Raw genomic sequence first — 15,928 nt, 5'->3', positions numbered from 1 at the left:
CGTCGATCTTGGAGTTGTGGCGCCCAAGATGCCCGGGTTGGCGCATTTCGCGAGGTGCCACAACTCCAAGATCAGCGAAAACACCCGTCCCACCCTGGAGACCTTGCGAGTTCTCGTGAGGAGCTGACGCCACGCCCCACGAACCGCCCCACCTGCGCTGATCTTGCAGTTGCGGTCCCCGCAAAGCGGGCGAACCGGTCACGCCGAGGGCCGCAAGAGCAAGATCGCCGGGGCGAGGGCGGTCAGATGGTGCAGTTGATGAGGACCGGCTCGGGGTGCAGGGTTACGCCGAAGCGGGACTCCACGCCGTCGCGGATCTCGCGGGCCAGCGCCACCAGCGCGGCCGCACTCGCCGTGCCGGAGCGGTTCGTCAGCGCCAGCGTGTGCTTGCTGGAGATGGCGACGCCCTCCGGGCCCGCGTACCCCTTGGCGAACCCGGCCTTGTCGATCAGCCACGCCGCGCTGACCTTCACCGTGCCGTCGGCGCCCGGCCAGTTCGGCGGCTGCCCCAGGTCGGCGGCGCGTTCCCGCACCTGCTCGAACACGTCGCCCGGCAGCACCGGGTTGGTGAAGAACGAGCCCACCGACCAGGTGTCCGGGTCGGCCGCGTCCAGCACCATGCCCTTGCCGGCGCGCAGCTTGCGCACCGTGGCGCGGGCGTCGGCGAGCGGCACCCGGTCGCCCACCTCGACGCCGAGCGCCCGGGCCAGTTCGGCGTAGCGGACCGGGCCGGACAGCGGGGACCGGGTGAGCCGGAAGTCGACGGTGAGCACGACCCAGCGGTCGCTGTACTTGAAGATGCTGCCCCGGTAGACGAACCCGCAGTCGGCCGCCGGGATCCGCACCACCCGGCGCTCCGTCCGGTCGTACGCCTCGACGGCGACGATCGTCTCGGACACCTCCTGGCCGTACGCGCCGACGTTCTGGATCGGGGTCGCGCCGGCCGACCCGGGGATGCCGGAGAGGCACTCCAGCCCGGACCAGCCGCGCTCGACGGTGGCGGCGACGAAGTCGTCCCACGGCTCACCGGCTTCGACACGTACCGTGACGGTGTCGACGTCCTCGGCGACGGCCTGGAACCCCCGGGAGCGGACGAGCACGACGGTGCCGGCGAAGCCCTGATCGCCGATCACGACGTTGCTGCCGCCCGCCAGCACCAGTACGGCCTGCTCGCGGTCCTCCGCTTCCTGCACTTTTAGTACGATCTGGTCGGCGTTCTCGGCGGTCTCCAGCCGCCCGGCGGGTCCGCCGAGCCGGAGCGTGGTGTAGCGCGCCAGGGTGGCCGGATCGGTCGGGTCACCGGCAGTAGCCGGTTCGGCGTAGACGTCTGACACGCCTTTCACCCTAGGCTGAGGGGTAGCCGGAGCACCCACTGGTGGCCCGGTCACCCCCGGGAGGATGGCGATGAGCAGACTGCACCACACGAAGGACTTCTGGATCGGCTCGCTGCGCACGGAGGGCCCCGCCTTCGCCGCGGCGGTGGCGGAGGCGCCGCCCGAGACACCCGTGCTGTCCTGTCCCGGCTGGACGGTGACCGATCTCGCTCATCACCTGGCCCGCACGTACGCCTGGGCGGGCACCGTGCTGACCGCCGGCGTGCCGACCCGCCCCGAGCGGCACGACCCGGAGCCGCCCGCGGGCCTGACCGCGGCGCAGTGGTACACGCAGGAGTACGAGCGGATCAGCGCGCTGCTGGAGTCGACGGACCCGGAGGCGCCGGCCTGGAACTTCGCGCCCCAGCCGAAGAAGGCGGCCTTCTGGCCGCGCCGGCTCGCGCACGAGACGGCCGTGCACCGCTGGGACGCCCAGCTCGCGATCGGTGCGGGTGATCCGATCGAGGCGAAGCTCGCCGCCGACGGGGTGAGCGAGGTGCTGGACACCTGGCTGCCGGCGGGACGGCGGGTGCATCCCGGGCAGTGGCGCGGCGTGGTGCAGCTGAACGCGACCGATGCCGCGCAGGAGTGGTACCTGCGGTTGCGGGGTGAGGGGGTCGCGCTGCTGGACACCGCCACGATCCTCGACCACGACGACCACCGCGCCCGGGTGCAGGTGGCCGGCACTGCGAGCGATCTGCTGCTGGCGCTGATGGGCCGGATCAGCTTCGACGCGCTGGACGTGGCGGGCGACCGTTCCCTGCTGGGCGGCCTGCGGGTCGGCTGACGAACGGCACCACGCGGAGAGGGGCGGCCATCGCCCCTCTCCTTCTTTTCGGACACCTCTGAGAGCGCTCTCTTGACAAGGTCCACGCCCCTCCCCCACGCTGTCGTGAGAGCGCTCTCTTAGTTCCGGAACCGCCTTCCACCACCCGTTTCGACGACCCGAGAGGTCAGGACAGCATGCTCACCTTCACGCGCCGCCGCCTGGCGGCGGTTGCAGTGGTCGCCGCCACCGCGCTGCTCGGCACCACCGCCTGCGGCGGCGGCGACGATGCCGCCGCCGACGGGCCGATAACGCTCACCGTCGACGTCTTCGGCCAGTTCGGTTACGCCGATCTCTACCAGGAGTACATGGCCAGCCACCCCGGCGTGAAGATCGTCGAGCGCGGCACCGGCGGCAACCTCGACGAGTACTCCCCGAAGCTCACCCAGTGGCTCGCCGCGGGCAAGGGCGCCGGTGACGTGGTCGCCATCGAGGAGGGCCTGCTGGTCGAGTACAAGGCCAACCCGCAGAACTTCGTCAACCTGCTCGACCACGGCGCGGCCGACCTGAAGGGCAACTTCCTCGACTGGAAGTGGAACCAGGGGCTCACCGCCGACGGCAAGCAGCTCATCGGCCTCGGCACGGACGTGGGCGGCATGGCGATGTGCTACCGGACCGACCTGTTCGCCAAGGCCGGTCTGCCCACCGACCGGGAGGCCGTGTCCAAGCTCTGGCCCACCTGGCAGGACTACATCAAGGTCGGCGAGCAGTTCACCGCGAAGAAGACCGGCGCCTCGTTCCTGGACGCGGCGACGAACACCTTCAACACGATCCTGCTCCAGACCGCCGGCAACAGCAGCGGCTACAGCTACTACGACACCGGCAACAACCTGGTCGTGGGCAGCAACCCGGCGGTGAAGCAGGCGTACGACACCACGATGGACATCATCGACTCGGGGCTGTCCGGCAAGTACGGCTCGTGGTCCGAGGAGTGGGTGTCGGCGTTCAAGCAGTCGAAGTTCGCCACCATCGCCTGCCCGGCCTGGATGACCGGCGTGATCGAGGGCAACGCGGGCGCCGCGGCCAAGGGCAAGTGGGACATCGCCCAGATCCCCGGCAACGGCGGCAACTGGGGCGGCTCGTTCCTCGCCGTGCCGAAGCAGAGCAAGCACCAGGCCGAGGCGATCGAGCTGGCCAAGTTCCTGACCAGCGCCAAGGGTCAGATCGGCGCGTTCAAGGCGAAGGGTCCCCTGCCCTCTTCGCCGCAGGCGCTGGAGGACCCGGCGATCATCGACTCGAAGAACGCCTACTTCTCCGAGGCGCCGGTCGGGAAGATCTTCGCCGAGGGCGCCAAGAGCCTGAAGCCGGTCTACATGGGACCGAAGAACCAGGCAGTACGCACCGAGGTCGAGAACGCCGTCCGCTCGGTGGAGTTGGGCAAGCGCTCACCGGAGCAGGGCTGGACCGACGCGGTCGCCAACGCCGAGAAGGCCGCCGCCAAGTAACCCGAGCAGCGCGTGCGGGCGGCCACCCGGGCACGGGGGCCGCCCGCACGGCGGAAAGGAGTCCCGGGTCATGGCCGTCCAGCTCGACGCCCGCCCGCCGGTCGCACCGGCACCCCGTCCCACCCGTCCCGGCCTGGGCAACCGGCTCAGCCGGATCGACACCAAGTACTCGCCGTACCTGTTCATCGCCCCGTTCTTCCTGCTGTTCGGCGTCTTCGGGGCGTACCCGCTGGCGTACACGTTCTGGGTCTCGCTGCACGACTGGGACCTGCTCGGCGCCGAACACCCGTTCATCGGCTTCGACAACTACACGCAGTTGCTCGCCGACTCGGACTTCTGGCACTCGGTCGTCAACACGCTGGGCATCTTCGTGATCTCCACGGTCCCCCAGCTGCTCGCCGCACTGTGGCTGGCCAACCTGCTCAACCGGCAGCTTCGCGCCCGTACCACCTGGCGGATGGCGGTGCTGATCCCGAACGTCACCTCGACCGCCGCCGTGGCGATCGTGTTCGCGGTGCTGTTCGGCCGCGAGTTCGGCATGATCAACTGGTTGCTCGACCACATCGGGATCAATGCGATCGACTGGAAGGCGAACCGGTTCGCCGCCTGGGTCGCCATCTCCACCATGGTCGACTGGCGCTGGACCGGCTACAACGCGCTGATCTTCCTGGCCGCCATGCAGGCCATCCCCCGTGACCTGTACGAGTCGGCGGCGATCGACGGCGCCGGCCGGGCCCGCCAGTTCTGGTCCATCACGGTGCCGCTGCTCAAGCCGACGATCATCTTCGCGGTCATCATCTCCACCATCGGCGGGCTCCAGCTCTTCACCGAGCCGCGGATGTTCAACTCCGGCACCAACGCGATCCGCGGCGGACCGCTGCGGGAGTCGCAGACGGTGACCATGTACATGTTCGAGAACGCCTTCGCGCCGCACTACAACTTCGGCTACGGCTCGGCAGTCGCCTGGCTGCTGTTCGCGCTCATCGCCGTGGTCGCGGCGATCAACGTCCTGCTCCTGCGCCGGCTCGGCGGCGGCTCCCGCAAGGAGGTCTCCCGATGACCCGCCTCTGGTCGGCAAGCCGGCTCACCTACCTGGCGCTGACGCTCTCGGCCGTCCTGTCGATCTTCCCGATCTACTGGATGTTCGTGGTGGCCAGCCGCACCAGCGACACGATGGGCCAGGTCCCGCCGCCGCTCACGCCCGGTGGCAACCTCGGCGCCAACATCGCCCGGCTGTTCGACAACACCGACGCGTACTTCCTGACCGGCCTGATCAACTCGGCGATCGTGGCCACCACGGTGACGATCTCGGTGGTGTTCTTCTCCACGCTGGCCGGGTTCGCGTTCGCCAAACTGCGCTTCCGCGGGCGCAACGCGCTGCTGCTGGTCATCGTCGCCACCATGATGGTCCCCACCCAGCTCGGCGTGATCCCGCTCTACCTGCTGATGACGAAGCTGAACTGGAACGACCGGCTGCCCGCCGTGATCGTGCCGGCGCTGGTCACCGGCTTCGGCGTGTTCATGATGCGGCAGTACGCCGGCCAGGCGGTGAGCACCGAGCTGATCGAGGCGGCCCGGATGGACGGCTGCAACACCGCGCGGATCTACTGGAACGTGGTGCTGCCCGCGCTGCGCCCGGCCGCCGCCGTCCTCGGCCTGCTCACGTTCATGACCACCTGGAACGACTTCCTGTGGCCGTACGCGGTGCTGAACGACCCGGAGAACCCGACGGTGCAGCTGTCGCTGCGGGCCCTCTCCGACGGGTACTACCAGGACATGTCGCAGGTGTTCACCGGCACGGCCATCGCCACGCTGCCGCTGCTGCTGGTGTTCGTCGTCTTCGGCCGCCAGATCATCGGCGGCATCATGGAAGGTGCGGTCAAGGCATGAGCAACGTCCGATTCCCGGAGGGCTTCGTCTGGGGCGGAGCCACCGCCGCGTACCAGATCGAGGGCGCCGCCCGCGAGGACGGTCGCGGTCCGTCGATCTGGGACACCTTCAGCCGTACGCCGGGCGCGGTGTTCCAGGGCCACACCGGCGACGTGGCCTGCGACCACTACCACCGGTACGCGCAGGACGTCGCGCTGATGGCCGAGCTGGGGCTGCGGGCGTACCGGTTCTCGGTGTCCTGGCCCCGGGTGCGGCCGGACGGGACCGGGCCGGTCGAGCCGCGCGGCCTGGACTTCTACGACCGGCTGACCGACGCGCTGCTGGCCGCCGGCATCGACCCGATCGTCACGCTCTACCACTGGGACCTGCCGCAGGCGCTGGAGGACCGGGGCGGGTGGACGGTCCGGGAGACCGCCGAGCACTTCGCCGAGTACGCGCTCGCCGTGCACGGCCGCCTCGGCGACCGGGTCCGCACCTGGACCACACTCAACGAACCGTGGTGCTCGGCCTACCTCGGGTACGGCTCCGGCGTGCACGCGCCGGGGCGCCGTGACTCCGGTGACGCGTTCCGGGCCGTACACCATCTGCTGCTCGGCCACGGCCTGGCGGCGCGGGCGTTGCGCGCGGCCGGCGCGGAGACGCTCGGGATCACGCTCAACCTGGCCGACGTGCAGCCGGCGGACGCGGGCAGCGCCGCCGACGCCGAGGCGGTCCGGCTGGTCGACGGCCTGCACAACCGGATCTTCCTGGACCCGCTGACCGGCGGCGGCTACCCGGCGGACGTGCTGGCCCACGTCAGCCGGATCGTCACGCCGGACTTCGTCAGGGACGGGGACGAGAAGCTGATCGCCGCGCCGCTGGACCTGCTCGGTCTGAACTACTACGCGCCCACCTACGTGGCCGGGCGGGCCGACGGCGCGGGAGGTGGCGCGTACCCGGGCACCGCCGGGGCGGTCGAGTTCCTGCCGCCGGCCGGGCCGCTGACCGACATGGGCTGGTCGATCGAGCCGGCCGGGCTGACCCGGCTGCTCGAACGCGTGGCGGCCGACCACCCCGGGCTCCCGTTGATGATCACCGAGAACGGCGGGGCGTTCCCGGACACCGGGCTCGACGAGCGGGGCGAGGTGGCCGACGCCGACCGGGTCGCCTACCTCGACGGGCACCTGCGCGCCGCGCACGAAGCAATCGCCCGGGGCGTGGACCTGCGCGGTTATCTCGTATGGTCGGTGCTGGACAACTTCGAATGGGCCGAGGGTTACCGGAAGCGGTTCGGGATCGTCCACGTCGACTACCTGACCCAGCGGCGCACACCCAAGCGCAGTGCCCGCTGGTACCAGGAGGTGATCGCCCGGAACGGGCTGTGACGAGGTGGTGGTTACGGGGATGACGACGGCACAGCGACCGACCCTGGAGGCGGTGGCCCGGCTGGCCGGCGTGTCCCGGGCAACGGTCTCCCGGGTGGTGAACGGCTCGACGACAGTCGCCGAGCCGATCCGGCAGGCGGTACGCCGGGCGGTCGAGGAACTCGGCTACGTCCCGAACCTCGCCGCCCGCAGCCTGGTCACCCAGCGGACCGACTCGGTGGCGCTGGTGCTGCCCGAGGCGGCCACCCGGGTCTTCTCCGACGACCAGGTGTTCCCGGGCATCATCCGGGGCGCGGCGCAGGAGCTGGAGGCGGCGGACAAGCAGCTCGTGCTGATGCTCGCCGGTTCGCCGGCCGGGCACGAGCGGGTCGAGCGGTACACCACCGGCCGGCACGTCGACGGGGTGCTGTTCGCCTCGCTGCACGGCGAGGACCCGCTGCCCGGCCGGCTGGCCCGCCTCGGCATCCCGGTGGTGTGCAGCGGGCGGCCGCTCGACGGCGCCGACGTGCCGTACGTGGACGTCGACCACGAAGGCGGCGTGAGCACAGCCGTCCAGCACCTGATCGGGAGCGGGCGGCGGCGGATCGCCACCATCGCCGGGCCGCAGGACATGGTCGCCGGGATCGAGCGGCTGATCGGCTACCGCAGCGCGATCACCGACGCCGGGCTGCCGGAGCTGGTCGCGTACGGCGACTTCACCCGGGAGTCCGGCACCGCCGCGATGCGCGAGCTGCTCGCCGCCGACCCGGAGCTGGACGCCGTGTTCGCCGCCTCCGACCTGATGGCGCACGCCGCCCTGCGGACGCTGCGGGAGGCCGGGCGGCGGGTGCCCGAGGACGTGGCGGTGATCGGGTTCGACGACATCGAGACGGCCGCGTACACCGAGCCGCCGCTGACCACGGTGCGGCAGCCGATAGTGGAGCTGGGCCGGTCGATGACCCGGCAACTGCTGCGGATCGCCGCGGGCGAGGAGGTCGAGCAGACGCTGGTGCTGCCGACCGAGCTGGTGCTGCGCGAGTCCGCCTGATCATCCGGTCGCGCTGGTTATCCGGTCGCGGCGCGGGCGGCGACGGGTCTAGGGTCCGCCGAATGAGTGGAGCCGAGATCCGTCCCGCCCGCCCCGACGACGCGCCCGCCGTGGTGGCGTTGCGCGCGCTCGTCTACCCCTACCTGGTGCGCGGCGTCGAGTCGACCCACCGCATGATCGCCGACCCGCCGGCCGGCGAGGACTGGTCGGCCTGGGTCGCCGAGGCGGACGGGCAGGTGATCGGCTGGGTGTCGGCGTACCGCAACACGCAGACCTCGACGCCCGGCGTGGGCGAGATGGCCCTGCTGCACGTCCACCCAGAGCACCGCCGCCGGGGCACCGGCACCGCGCTGTTCGACGCCGCGTTCGGTCACCTGCGCACGCTCGGGTCCACCCGGGTGCTGACCCACGCGCGTACCGAGTCGCTGCCGTTCGCGCAGCGGCACGGCTTCACGCCCAGCCGGGAGCTGCGTTACTCGGCGCTGGACCTGAGCACGCCCCCGCCGATGCCGCAGGCGCCGCCGGGCGTACGGCTGGTGTCCGCCGCCGGGCTCGACCCGCGCCTGGTGCACCGGGTCGACGCCGAGTCGTCCCGGGACGAGCCGGGCGACGTGCCCACGGACTCGCTCGGCTTCGACCTGTGGCTCCACGAGTGCTGGGACAACCCGGGTCTGGACCGGGAGGCCAGCACGCTCGCCGAGGTGGACGGCGAACTGGTCGCGCTCAGCCTGGTGAAGCGCGACGGTGACCGGATGTGGTCGGACTTCACCGGCACGCTGCCCGCGTACCGGGGGCGAGGGCTGGCCCGGCTGGCCAAGCAGGCCGCCCTGCACGCCGCCGCCGCGCGCGGGGTATGCACCGCGTACACCTCGAACGACGAGGCGAACGCGCCGATGCTGGCGGTGAACGAGCGGCTCGGCTACCGGCCGGTGGACAGCCAGTGGTCGTGCCGGCGCAAACTCACGTGAGCCCGGCGGCCACCCGCACCGCTGTGGCGTACGTGTCCGCGCCGAACAGCACCAGCCGGGCCTCGGTGACGTGCGCCGGGGTGGCCGCGTGCAGCACTGTGAGCGCCTGCGCCACCGCGTCCTCGACCGGCCAGCCGTAGATCCCGGCGGAGATCAGCGGGAACGCGATCCGGGTCGCTCCCAGCCCGTCGGCGACCCGCAGGCTGTTGGCGTAGCAGTCGCGCAGCAGCGCCGAGCGGTCCTCGCGCGGCGAGAAGACCGGCCCGACGGTGTGCACCACCCAGCGGGCCGGCAGGTTGCCGGCGGTGGTGGCGACGGCCTGGCCGGTGGGCAGCCCGCGCCCGTAGCGGGACGCGCGCAGCGCCCGGCACTCCTCCAGGATCGCCGGGCCGCCGCGCCGGTGGATCGCGCCGTCCACTCCCCCGCCGCCGAGCAGCGACGAGTTCGCGGCGTTGACTATGGCGTCGACCTGTTGCGCGGTGATGTCCCCCTCGATCAGGACGGTGTCCATCTCAGCTCTCCTCGATCGGCTGGCCCAGCGACCGGCGGGCCAGCAGCGCGGCCCCGGCGACGGCGGCCGGCATCACCAGCACCGCGCCGAGCGGGATCAGGAAGCACAGGAAGACCGCCACCCCGAAACCGAGCGCCGTCGGGCGGTCGGTCCGCAGCCGCGCCCGCCGGTCCGGCAGCCGCATCCCCCGCCGGTAGAACGGCGCGCCGACCAGCTCCAGCGCCAGGAACCAGCCACCCACCAGGGCACCGACCACCGGGACCACCGTCTGCCCCACCACCGGGATGAAACCGGCCGCGAACAGGGGTACGCCGATCAGCGCGGACAGCGCGACCAGGCGCAGCGAGTCGGCGAGGCTGCGCCGCAGCGAGGACCAGAACGGCACGTCGACCGCGCCGGGGGTGCCGCCGAGCCGGTTCTCGACCCGCTCGGAGATCGCCTCGTAGAACGGGTCACCGATGACCAGCGTGACGGCGGTGAACGTGAGCACACCGACCAGCCCGGCGACCCCGACCACCGCCAGCCCGGCGGCGACCCGCAGCAGCCCGCGCCAGGGCGACGACCAGTCGTCGGCGAACGGGGTGAGCCAGCCCGCCAGGTCGTCCACGAAGTAGAGCAGCGTGGCGAACAGGGCCACGTAGAGCGCGCCGGTGATCAGCGCCGGGATCACGCCGAGCAGCATCAGCTTGGGGCTGCGGACGTACATGCCGAAGCCGCGCAGCAGCAGCCCGGCGCCGCCGAGGAAGCGGGTGGCCGCGCCGGTGACCGGCGCGACGGTACGGGAGGCGTTCACGACGGCACAGCCTAATCTCCCGGTGCACCACAATGGGCCTGTGCGTGCGTCCCGGCTGATCTCGCTTGTGCTGCTGCTCCAGTCCCGGGAGACGATGACCGCCGCCGAGCTGGCCCGCGAGCTGGAGGTGTCCGAGCGGACCGTCTACCGGGACGTGCTGGCGCTCTCCGCCGCCGGTGTCCCGGTGTACGCGGACCGGGGCCGGGCCGGCGGCTACCGGCTGCTGGGCGGCTACCGGACTCGGCTGACCGGGTTGAGCCGGGACGAGGCCGAGGCGCTGTTCCTGGCCGGGCTGCCCGGACCCGCAGGGGACATGGGACTGGCCGACTCGGTGGCCGCCGCCGAGCTGAAGGTGCTCGCCGCGCTGCCGCCGAGCCTGCGGGACGCGCCCGCTCGTACCGGGCAGCGGTTCCATCTGGACGTGCCCGGCTGGTTCCGGGAGACCCCGCCGCCGCCGGCACTCGCCGAGCTGGCCCGGGCGGTCTGGCGGGACCTGATGGTGGAGCTGCGCTACCGGCGCGGGGACCGCGAGGTGACCCGCACGCTGGCGCCGTACGGGCTGGTGCTGAAGAACGGGGTCTGGTACCTGGTCGGCCGGGTCGACGACGCCTGGCGGACGTACCGGGTGGACCGGGTGGTGGCGGTCGAGGTGGGCGCCGACGGCTTCGACCGGGACGAGGACTTCGACCTCGGGGCGTACTGGCGGGAGCAGGCGGGCGCGTTCCTGCGCGAGCTGCTGCGGGAGCGGGTCACCGTGCGGCTGAGCCCGGCCGGGCTGCGGATGCTGCGGCACCTGGTGGACGCGCCGTTCGTCCACACCGAGGCGGTGGACGCGGCCGGTCCGCCGGACGAGCAGGGCCGGCTGGTGCTGCGCCTGCCGGTCGAGTCGGTGGACGTCGCGTACACCCAGTTGCTGGCGCTCGGCCCGGAGGTGGAGGTGCTGGCGCCGCCGCAACTGCGGGCCCGCTTCGCCGAGGCGACTCGCAGCGCGGCGGCGCTCTACACCGATCCGCCGTCGGGTCAGCGGTAGCCGTCGGGGTCGGCCGGCTTGCCCGGCTTGACCACCTCCTCGTAGTAGCGGGCCCAGTGCGGGCGGCTGCCGTCGACGTCGGTGAAGCCGTACACCTGGGCCAGGCCGCCGCTGTCGAGGGACTGCCCGTTCCAGCGGGCCCGGTCCGGGTCGGCGGCCAGGGCTGCCACCGCGCGCCCGACGAGCGCCGGCGTCTCCGACATGACGAAGTGCGGCTCGGTCTTCGCGGCGTCGCGCCAGGTGGCCTCGGTGACGCCGTAGTGTTCGAGCATCGCCTCCGAGCGCAGCCAGCCGGGCGTGAGCGAGACGGCGGTGCAGCCGTGCGGGGCCAGCTCGTGCGCCTGGCTGAAGCCGAGCCGGTTCACCGACACCTTCGCCAGGTCGTAGAAGACCGACAGGCGGTACTCGCTGTCGTTGTGCTCCTTGGTGCCGTCGCCGATCTCGACGACCAGGCCGCCCGGGTTGCGGATCAGCAGCGGCAACGCGAAGTGGCTGGTGATGATGTGCGTGTCGACCGCGAGCCGCAGCATGCGGAAACCGGCGTCGAGCGGCTGCTCCCAGACCGGCTTCTCCCAGGTGATCAGCGGATCGCCGCCCCAGACGTCGTTCACCAGCACGTCGAGGCGGCCCTGCTCGGCGTCGATCCGCTCGACCAGGCCGCGTACCTGCTCGGGGTCGAGGTGGTCGACAGCGACGGCGATCCCGGTGCCCCCGGCGGCGGTGACCAGCTCGGCGGTCTCCTCGATGGTCTCCGGCCGGTCCATCTCGGAGCGGCGCTCGCGGGTGGTGCGGCCGGTGGCGTAGACGGTGGCCCCGGCGGCGCCGAGCTGCACGGCGATCTGCCGGCCGGCGCCCCGGGTCGCGCCCGCGACGAGCGCAACCTTCCCGGTCAGTGGTGAGTTCATGGGATCACCGTGTCACCGATACCTGACAGCGGAAGTCCGGTTTTCCTCCAGACCCGGATGGGCGATCATCACCGGTATGCACCTGCTGCTGTCCGGGATCGTCGGCTCGGTCGCGTACGGGCTGGCCGGACCGGGCTCGGACACCGACCGGATCGGCGTGTTCGCCGCGCCCACAGTCGCGTTCCACGGCCTGCGCCCGCCCCGCGAGTCGGTCGTGACCACCGAGCCGGACGTCACGCTGCACGAGGCGCGCAAGTACGCGCTGCTGGCGCTGAGCGGCAACCCGACCGCCACCGAGCTGATGTGGCTGCCCGACGACTGCTACGAGACCCGCACCGGGTTCGGCGAGGAGCTGATCGCCATCCGATCGGCGTTCCTCAGCGCGCCGCGGGTCCGCGACGCCTACCTCGGGTACGCCTCGCAGCAGTTCCGCAAGCTCGCCAGCCGGAGCGCCGATGTCGGCGGGCGGCGACGCTCGGCGAAGCACGCCCGGCACCTGGCCCGGCTGCTGCACCAGGGCCGGGTGCTGTACGCGACGGGCGTGCTGGAGATCCGCCTCGCCGACCCGGAGTGGTTCCGCGCGTTCGGCGAGCGGGTCGCCGGTGGCGCGCTGGACGAGGCGCAGGCCCTGGTGGCGACCGCCGAGGCGGAGTTCGACCGGACCCGCTCGCCGCTGCCGGAACGCCCGGACGAGGAGATCGTGGAACGCTGGCTGCTCGCCGTCCGGGCGGCCCACCTGCCGCGCTGAGCGGGGTCACTGCACGTCGAACTCGTTGCCCTCCGGATCGGCCATCGTGGTGTGCTCGCTGCCCCGGTCGGCGACCTCGGCCAGCACCGTCGCGCCGAGTGCGGTCAGCCGCTTCACCTCGGCCGCCCGCCCCTCCGGGCCGACGTGCAGGTCGACGTGGAGGCGGTTCTTGACCCGCTTGGGCTCGGGAACGGCCTGGAACAGGAACCGCCGGCCCAGCCCGGTGCCGCTGGCCGGGTCCACCGGATCGTCCGGGTGGCGTACCGCCGCCAGTTCGCGCCACGCCTTGCGGCCGTCCACCTCGACGTACGCCTCCGGCGGCACCGCACCGGCGGCGGCCAGCCGCTCGATCAGCACGCTGTTGTCCTCGACCTGGTAGCCGAGCGCCTCGGCCCAGAAGCGGGCCAGCTCGATCGGGTCGGCACAGTCGATGACGAGTTTCCAGTCCCGCGCCATGTGTCCTCCGTGGTCGGTTGGTGTAACCAGTTATAGTGGTTACGTGACGAACGGCGCAAGCGGACTCACCCTGATCAGTCCCGAAGGCACGAGATACAGCTTCGACCCGGGCGCGCTCTGCCTGGAGCTGCTGACCACCGGCGGTCCGGGCGCGTTCGCCCGCTACGAGGTGCTGCACCGCCCGGACGACCTCGCGGGCTGGCTGGCCGCGTCCCGGCTGCGGCTGGACCCCGCCGCCGTCATCGTCGACGCGGACGACCTGGCCGCCGCCCGTCGACTGCGCGACGCGCTCTGGCGGGTGGCGCAGGCGCGTACCCGCGACGAGACCCCACCGGCCGCGGACCTGGCGGTGGTGAACGACGCCGCGGCCGGGCTGCCGCTGGTCCCGCAGGCCGGCCCCGACGGCGGCCGGTCCTGGCGTACGCCGCTGACCGGCGCGCAGGTGGTCGCGACGTTCGCCCGGGACGCGGTCGACCTGCTCACCGGCCCGTACGCGGCCCGGATCCGGGAGTGCGGCGCACACGACTGCCAACTGGTCTTCGTGGACACGTCGCGGCCGGGGCAGCGCCGCTGGTGCGCGATGGAACGCTGCGGCAACCGGCAGAAGGCACGCGCGCTGCGGTCCCGGCGCGCGCCCGGGTGAATCAGTCCGCCAGGCGCACGCGTACCCGGCGGTTGGCCCGGCCCTTGCTCTCCACCTTGACCACCTGGACCTTGCCGATCTGGGCGGTGGACGCGACGTGCGTGCCGCCGTCGGCCTGCACGTCCAGCCCCACGATGTCGACGATCCGCACCTCCTGCTCCTCCGGCGGGATCAGGTTCGACTGGGTACGGATGATGTCCGGCAGGGCGAGCGCCTCGGCGCGCGGCAGCACCCGTACGGCCACCGACCGGTCGGCTGCCACCTCGGCGTTCACCAACTCCTCGATGCGGGCCTTGAAGTCCGGCGGCACCTCGGGGAGGTTGAAGTCCATCCGCGCCTCACCCGGCTCCATGTTGCCGCCGGTGACGAGCGCGCCGAAGTCGCGGAACACCACGCCGCAGAGCACGTGCAGCCCGGAGTGGGTACGCATCAGCATGGTCCGGCGGGCGTCCTCCACCGCGCCGACCACCTCGGTGCCGACCGGCGGCACCGGGTCACCCTCGGCCGGGATCAGCCAGAGGTCGTCGCCCTTGCGGGTGCCGACGATCCGGGTCTGTACGCCCTGCCAGAGCAGCACCCCGTGATCCGGCGGCTGCCCGCCGCCACCGGGGTAGAACGCGGACCGGTCCAGCACGATGCCCTGCTCGGGATCGGCCGCCAGCACCCGGCAGGTCCACTCGCGCAGGGTCGGGTCGGCGAGGTCGAGCCGGTGCGTACGGCCGTGGTGTGTGACGCCCATGGACGGCGACGTTACCCGTTCAGGAACTCCGAGACGCGCTCCCGCAGGTCGGCGCGCTCGGTCCAGAGCACGCCGGGCCGGTCGTACACGTGCAGTGTGGCGTTCGGGAGCGCGGCGGCGAGCCGTTCGGCGACGGCGACCGGGTGCAGGTCGTCCTCGGCGGCGGCGATGACCAGCGCCGGCGCGGTGACCGCGGCGAGCGACCCGGCGTCGTCGAGCGGGGCCTGGGCGGGCAGGTCGGCCAGCCCCGGCGCGAGCCCGTCGCGCAGCAGCTGGTCGAGCCGCTGCCGCAGGTACGCCCAGCCGGCCGGGGTGTTGCGCACCGACGGCGGCAGCTCCAGCGACACCGCGTCGGCCAGCGCCGACGCGTCGCCCTCGGCCACCGCGTCGAGCAGGCCGGTGAGCCGGGCGCGCGCCGCCTCGCCGCGCGGCGTGTCCAGCACGGCGGGCAGGAAGAAGACGAGTTTCTCGAAGCGTTCCGGGCTCTCCGCGAGCAGCCGGCAGAGCGCGCCCGCGCCGAGGCTGGCGCCGAACGCCCGGGTCGCACCGCTCAGGTCCGCCATCGCGCGCAGGTCACGGGCGAGGTCCAGGTAGCTCCACGGCCCGGGCGGGGAGTCGGAGCGGCCGTGCCCGCGGAACTGGAAGAAGACGCGCCGCCCGGTGACGCCGCTGCCGAACGGGCGGGTGGTGGCGATGCCGCTCCCGAGCCCGTGCGCGAACACGGTGACCGGGTCACCGGTGCCGGTGACCAGCCGTTCCAGGCTCACCCCGTGCGGGGTGGCGACCAGCTCCGTCTCCGGCTCGGGCAACGCGGGACGCCCGGTGCGGGGCGCGCCGGGGCCGGGCCCCCAGGTGCGGGGACCGCCGTCCGGTGGCGGAGGCCAGCGGAAACCTCTCACCAGGACCCTCGGCCGTCGTGCAGGTCCCGCAGGCCGGGCCGCACGTCGAGCAGGTAGATGAGACCGGCCGCGATGCCGATCAGTCCGAACAGGCTGATCGGGCCGAAGCCGAGCAGGGTCAGCAGCAGGCAGACCGCCAGGATGGCGACCCAGCCGCCCTTGGGCAGCGTGCCGAGCGCGGCGAAACCGTCGCCGCGCTGGGTGACCGCGTGCACCAGCGCCACTCCCTGTACGACCAGGGCGAAGACGAGCAGGATCAGCTGGATCACGTCTTGGACTGCGAACGCGAAGATCGGCGCGGCGATGGCCAT

18 protein-coding genes are annotated in these 15,928 nt (G+C 72.5%); 10 read left to right on the top strand and 8 right to left on the bottom strand.

Annotation, left to right across the window (positions count from 1 at the left end; all coding sequences use genetic code 11):
* Positions 1-242: 242 nt before the first annotated feature.
* The gene (locus M8C11_RS04100) at positions 243-1,334 is read right to left on the bottom strand and encodes a UDP-N-acetylmuramate dehydrogenase (protein WP_308212720.1); all 1,092 of its coding nucleotides are present in this window, start codon (positions 1,332-1,334) and stop codon (positions 243-245) included.
* Positions 1,335-1,404: 70 nt separating this feature from the next.
* Here M8C11_RS04100 and M8C11_RS04095 point away from each other — a divergent pair, with 70 nt between their 5' ends.
* The 7 genes from M8C11_RS04095 (at position 1,405) to M8C11_RS04065 (ending at position 8,893) form a co-directional block, all read left to right on the top strand.
* Complete coding sequence (locus M8C11_RS04095; protein ID WP_252448375.1) at positions 1,405-2,160, top strand: maleylpyruvate isomerase family mycothiol-dependent enzyme; 756 nt, start codon at positions 1,405-1,407, stop codon at positions 2,158-2,160.
* Positions 2,161-2,336: 176 nt separating this feature from the next.
* On the top strand, positions 2,337-3,644 hold the full coding sequence (locus tag M8C11_RS04090) for an ABC transporter substrate-binding protein (protein ID WP_120572942.1): 1,308 nt from the start codon (positions 2,337-2,339) through the stop codon (positions 3,642-3,644).
* Between the two features lie 70 nt (positions 3,645-3,714).
* A complete protein-coding gene (locus M8C11_RS04085) occupies positions 3,715-4,704 on the top strand; it encodes a carbohydrate ABC transporter permease (protein ID WP_252448374.1) in 990 nt (329 codons plus the stop codon).
* Positions 4,701-5,534 carry a carbohydrate ABC transporter permease gene (locus tag M8C11_RS04080; RefSeq protein ID WP_121683310.1) on the top strand — a complete coding sequence of 278 codons (834 nt, stop codon included), beginning with the start codon at positions 4,701-4,703 and terminating at the stop codon, positions 5,532-5,534. Before M8C11_RS04085 ends, M8C11_RS04080 begins: the two co-directional genes overlap by 4 nt.
* On the top strand, positions 5,531-6,898 hold the full coding sequence (locus tag M8C11_RS04075) for a GH1 family beta-glucosidase (RefSeq protein WP_252448373.1): 1,368 nt from the start codon (positions 5,531-5,533) through the stop codon (positions 6,896-6,898). Before M8C11_RS04080 ends, M8C11_RS04075 begins: the two co-directional genes overlap by 4 nt.
* A 19-nt stretch (positions 6,899-6,917) precedes the next feature.
* A complete protein-coding gene (locus tag M8C11_RS04070) occupies positions 6,918-7,925 on the top strand; it encodes a LacI family DNA-binding transcriptional regulator (protein ID WP_252448372.1) in 1,008 nt (335 codons plus the stop codon).
* Positions 7,926-7,987: 62 nt separating this feature from the next.
* Positions 7,988-8,893 (top strand): GNAT family N-acetyltransferase, encoded by a 906-nt coding sequence (locus tag M8C11_RS04065; protein ID WP_252448371.1) that lies wholly within the window; start codon positions 7,988-7,990, stop codon positions 8,891-8,893.
* Here M8C11_RS04065 and M8C11_RS04060 read toward each other — a convergent pair.
* The gene (locus M8C11_RS04060; RefSeq protein ID WP_252448369.1) at positions 8,886-9,404 is read right to left on the bottom strand and encodes an O-acetyl-ADP-ribose deacetylase; all 519 of its coding nucleotides are present in this window, start codon (positions 9,402-9,404) and stop codon (positions 8,886-8,888) included. The two genes, M8C11_RS04065 and M8C11_RS04060, sit on opposite strands and share 8 nt — an antisense overlap.
* Position 9,405: 1 nt before the next feature.
* Positions 9,406-10,197, bottom strand: a complete 792-nt coding sequence (locus M8C11_RS04055; RefSeq protein ID WP_120572935.1) for an EI24 domain-containing protein — start codon at positions 10,195-10,197, stop codon at positions 9,406-9,408.
* A 40-nt stretch (positions 10,198-10,237) separates the two neighbouring features.
* Between M8C11_RS04055 and M8C11_RS04050 the strand changes: the two genes are divergently transcribed.
* A complete protein-coding gene (locus tag M8C11_RS04050; protein WP_252448367.1) occupies positions 10,238-11,227 on the top strand; it encodes a YafY family protein in 990 nt (329 codons plus the stop codon).
* Here M8C11_RS04050 and M8C11_RS04045 read toward each other — a convergent pair.
* Entirely contained in the window at positions 11,218-12,132 is a 915-nt protein-coding gene (locus tag M8C11_RS04045; RefSeq protein ID WP_252448366.1) for an SDR family oxidoreductase, read from the bottom strand. The two genes, M8C11_RS04050 and M8C11_RS04045, sit on opposite strands and share 10 nt — an antisense overlap.
* Positions 12,133-12,208: 76 nt before the next feature.
* Here M8C11_RS04045 and M8C11_RS04040 point away from each other — a divergent pair, with 76 nt between their 5' ends.
* Entirely contained in the window at positions 12,209-12,880 is a 672-nt protein-coding gene (locus M8C11_RS04040; protein WP_252448364.1) for a DNA polymerase beta superfamily protein, read from the top strand.
* 6 nt (positions 12,881-12,886) lie between these two features.
* On the opposite strand, the gene M8C11_RS04035 is transcribed toward M8C11_RS04040, so the two are convergent.
* Positions 12,887-13,336 (bottom strand): VOC family protein, encoded by a 450-nt coding sequence (locus tag M8C11_RS04035; protein WP_252448363.1) that lies wholly within the window; start codon positions 13,334-13,336, stop codon positions 12,887-12,889.
* Between the two features lie 43 nt (positions 13,337-13,379).
* Here M8C11_RS04035 and M8C11_RS04030 point away from each other — a divergent pair, with 43 nt between their 5' ends.
* Entirely contained in the window at positions 13,380-13,979 is a 600-nt protein-coding gene (locus M8C11_RS04030; protein WP_252448361.1) for an ABATE domain-containing protein, read from the top strand.
* Position 13,980: 1 nt separating this feature from the next.
* Here the strand turns inward: M8C11_RS04030 and M8C11_RS04025 are convergent, their stop codons facing one another.
* The 3 genes from M8C11_RS04025 to M8C11_RS04015 are packed head-to-tail and all read right to left on the bottom strand — an operon-like array spanning position 13,981 to position 15,928.
* On the bottom strand, positions 13,981-14,718 hold the full coding sequence (locus M8C11_RS04025) for an alanyl-tRNA editing protein (RefSeq protein WP_064446700.1): 738 nt from the start codon (positions 14,716-14,718) through the stop codon (positions 13,981-13,983).
* 11 nt (positions 14,719-14,729) lie between these two features.
* Positions 14,730-15,617, bottom strand: a complete 888-nt coding sequence (locus tag M8C11_RS04020; protein ID WP_013475119.1) for an alpha/beta fold hydrolase — start codon at positions 15,615-15,617, stop codon at positions 14,730-14,732.
* Positions 15,614-15,928: a DUF2516 family protein gene (locus M8C11_RS04015; RefSeq protein WP_013288803.1), complete on the bottom strand. Its 315-nt coding sequence runs from the start codon at positions 15,926-15,928 to the stop codon at positions 15,614-15,616. The genes M8C11_RS04020 and M8C11_RS04015 overlap by 4 nt, the downstream gene beginning before the upstream one ends.

Source organism: Micromonospora sp. CPM1, from assembly GCF_023896895.1.
Classification (GTDB): Bacteria; Actinomycetota; Actinomycetes; order Mycobacteriales; family Micromonosporaceae; genus Micromonospora; species Micromonospora tulbaghiae.
Note: the sequence above shows the minus strand (reverse complement) of the source record. Positions and strands in the feature narration are given on the sequence as shown.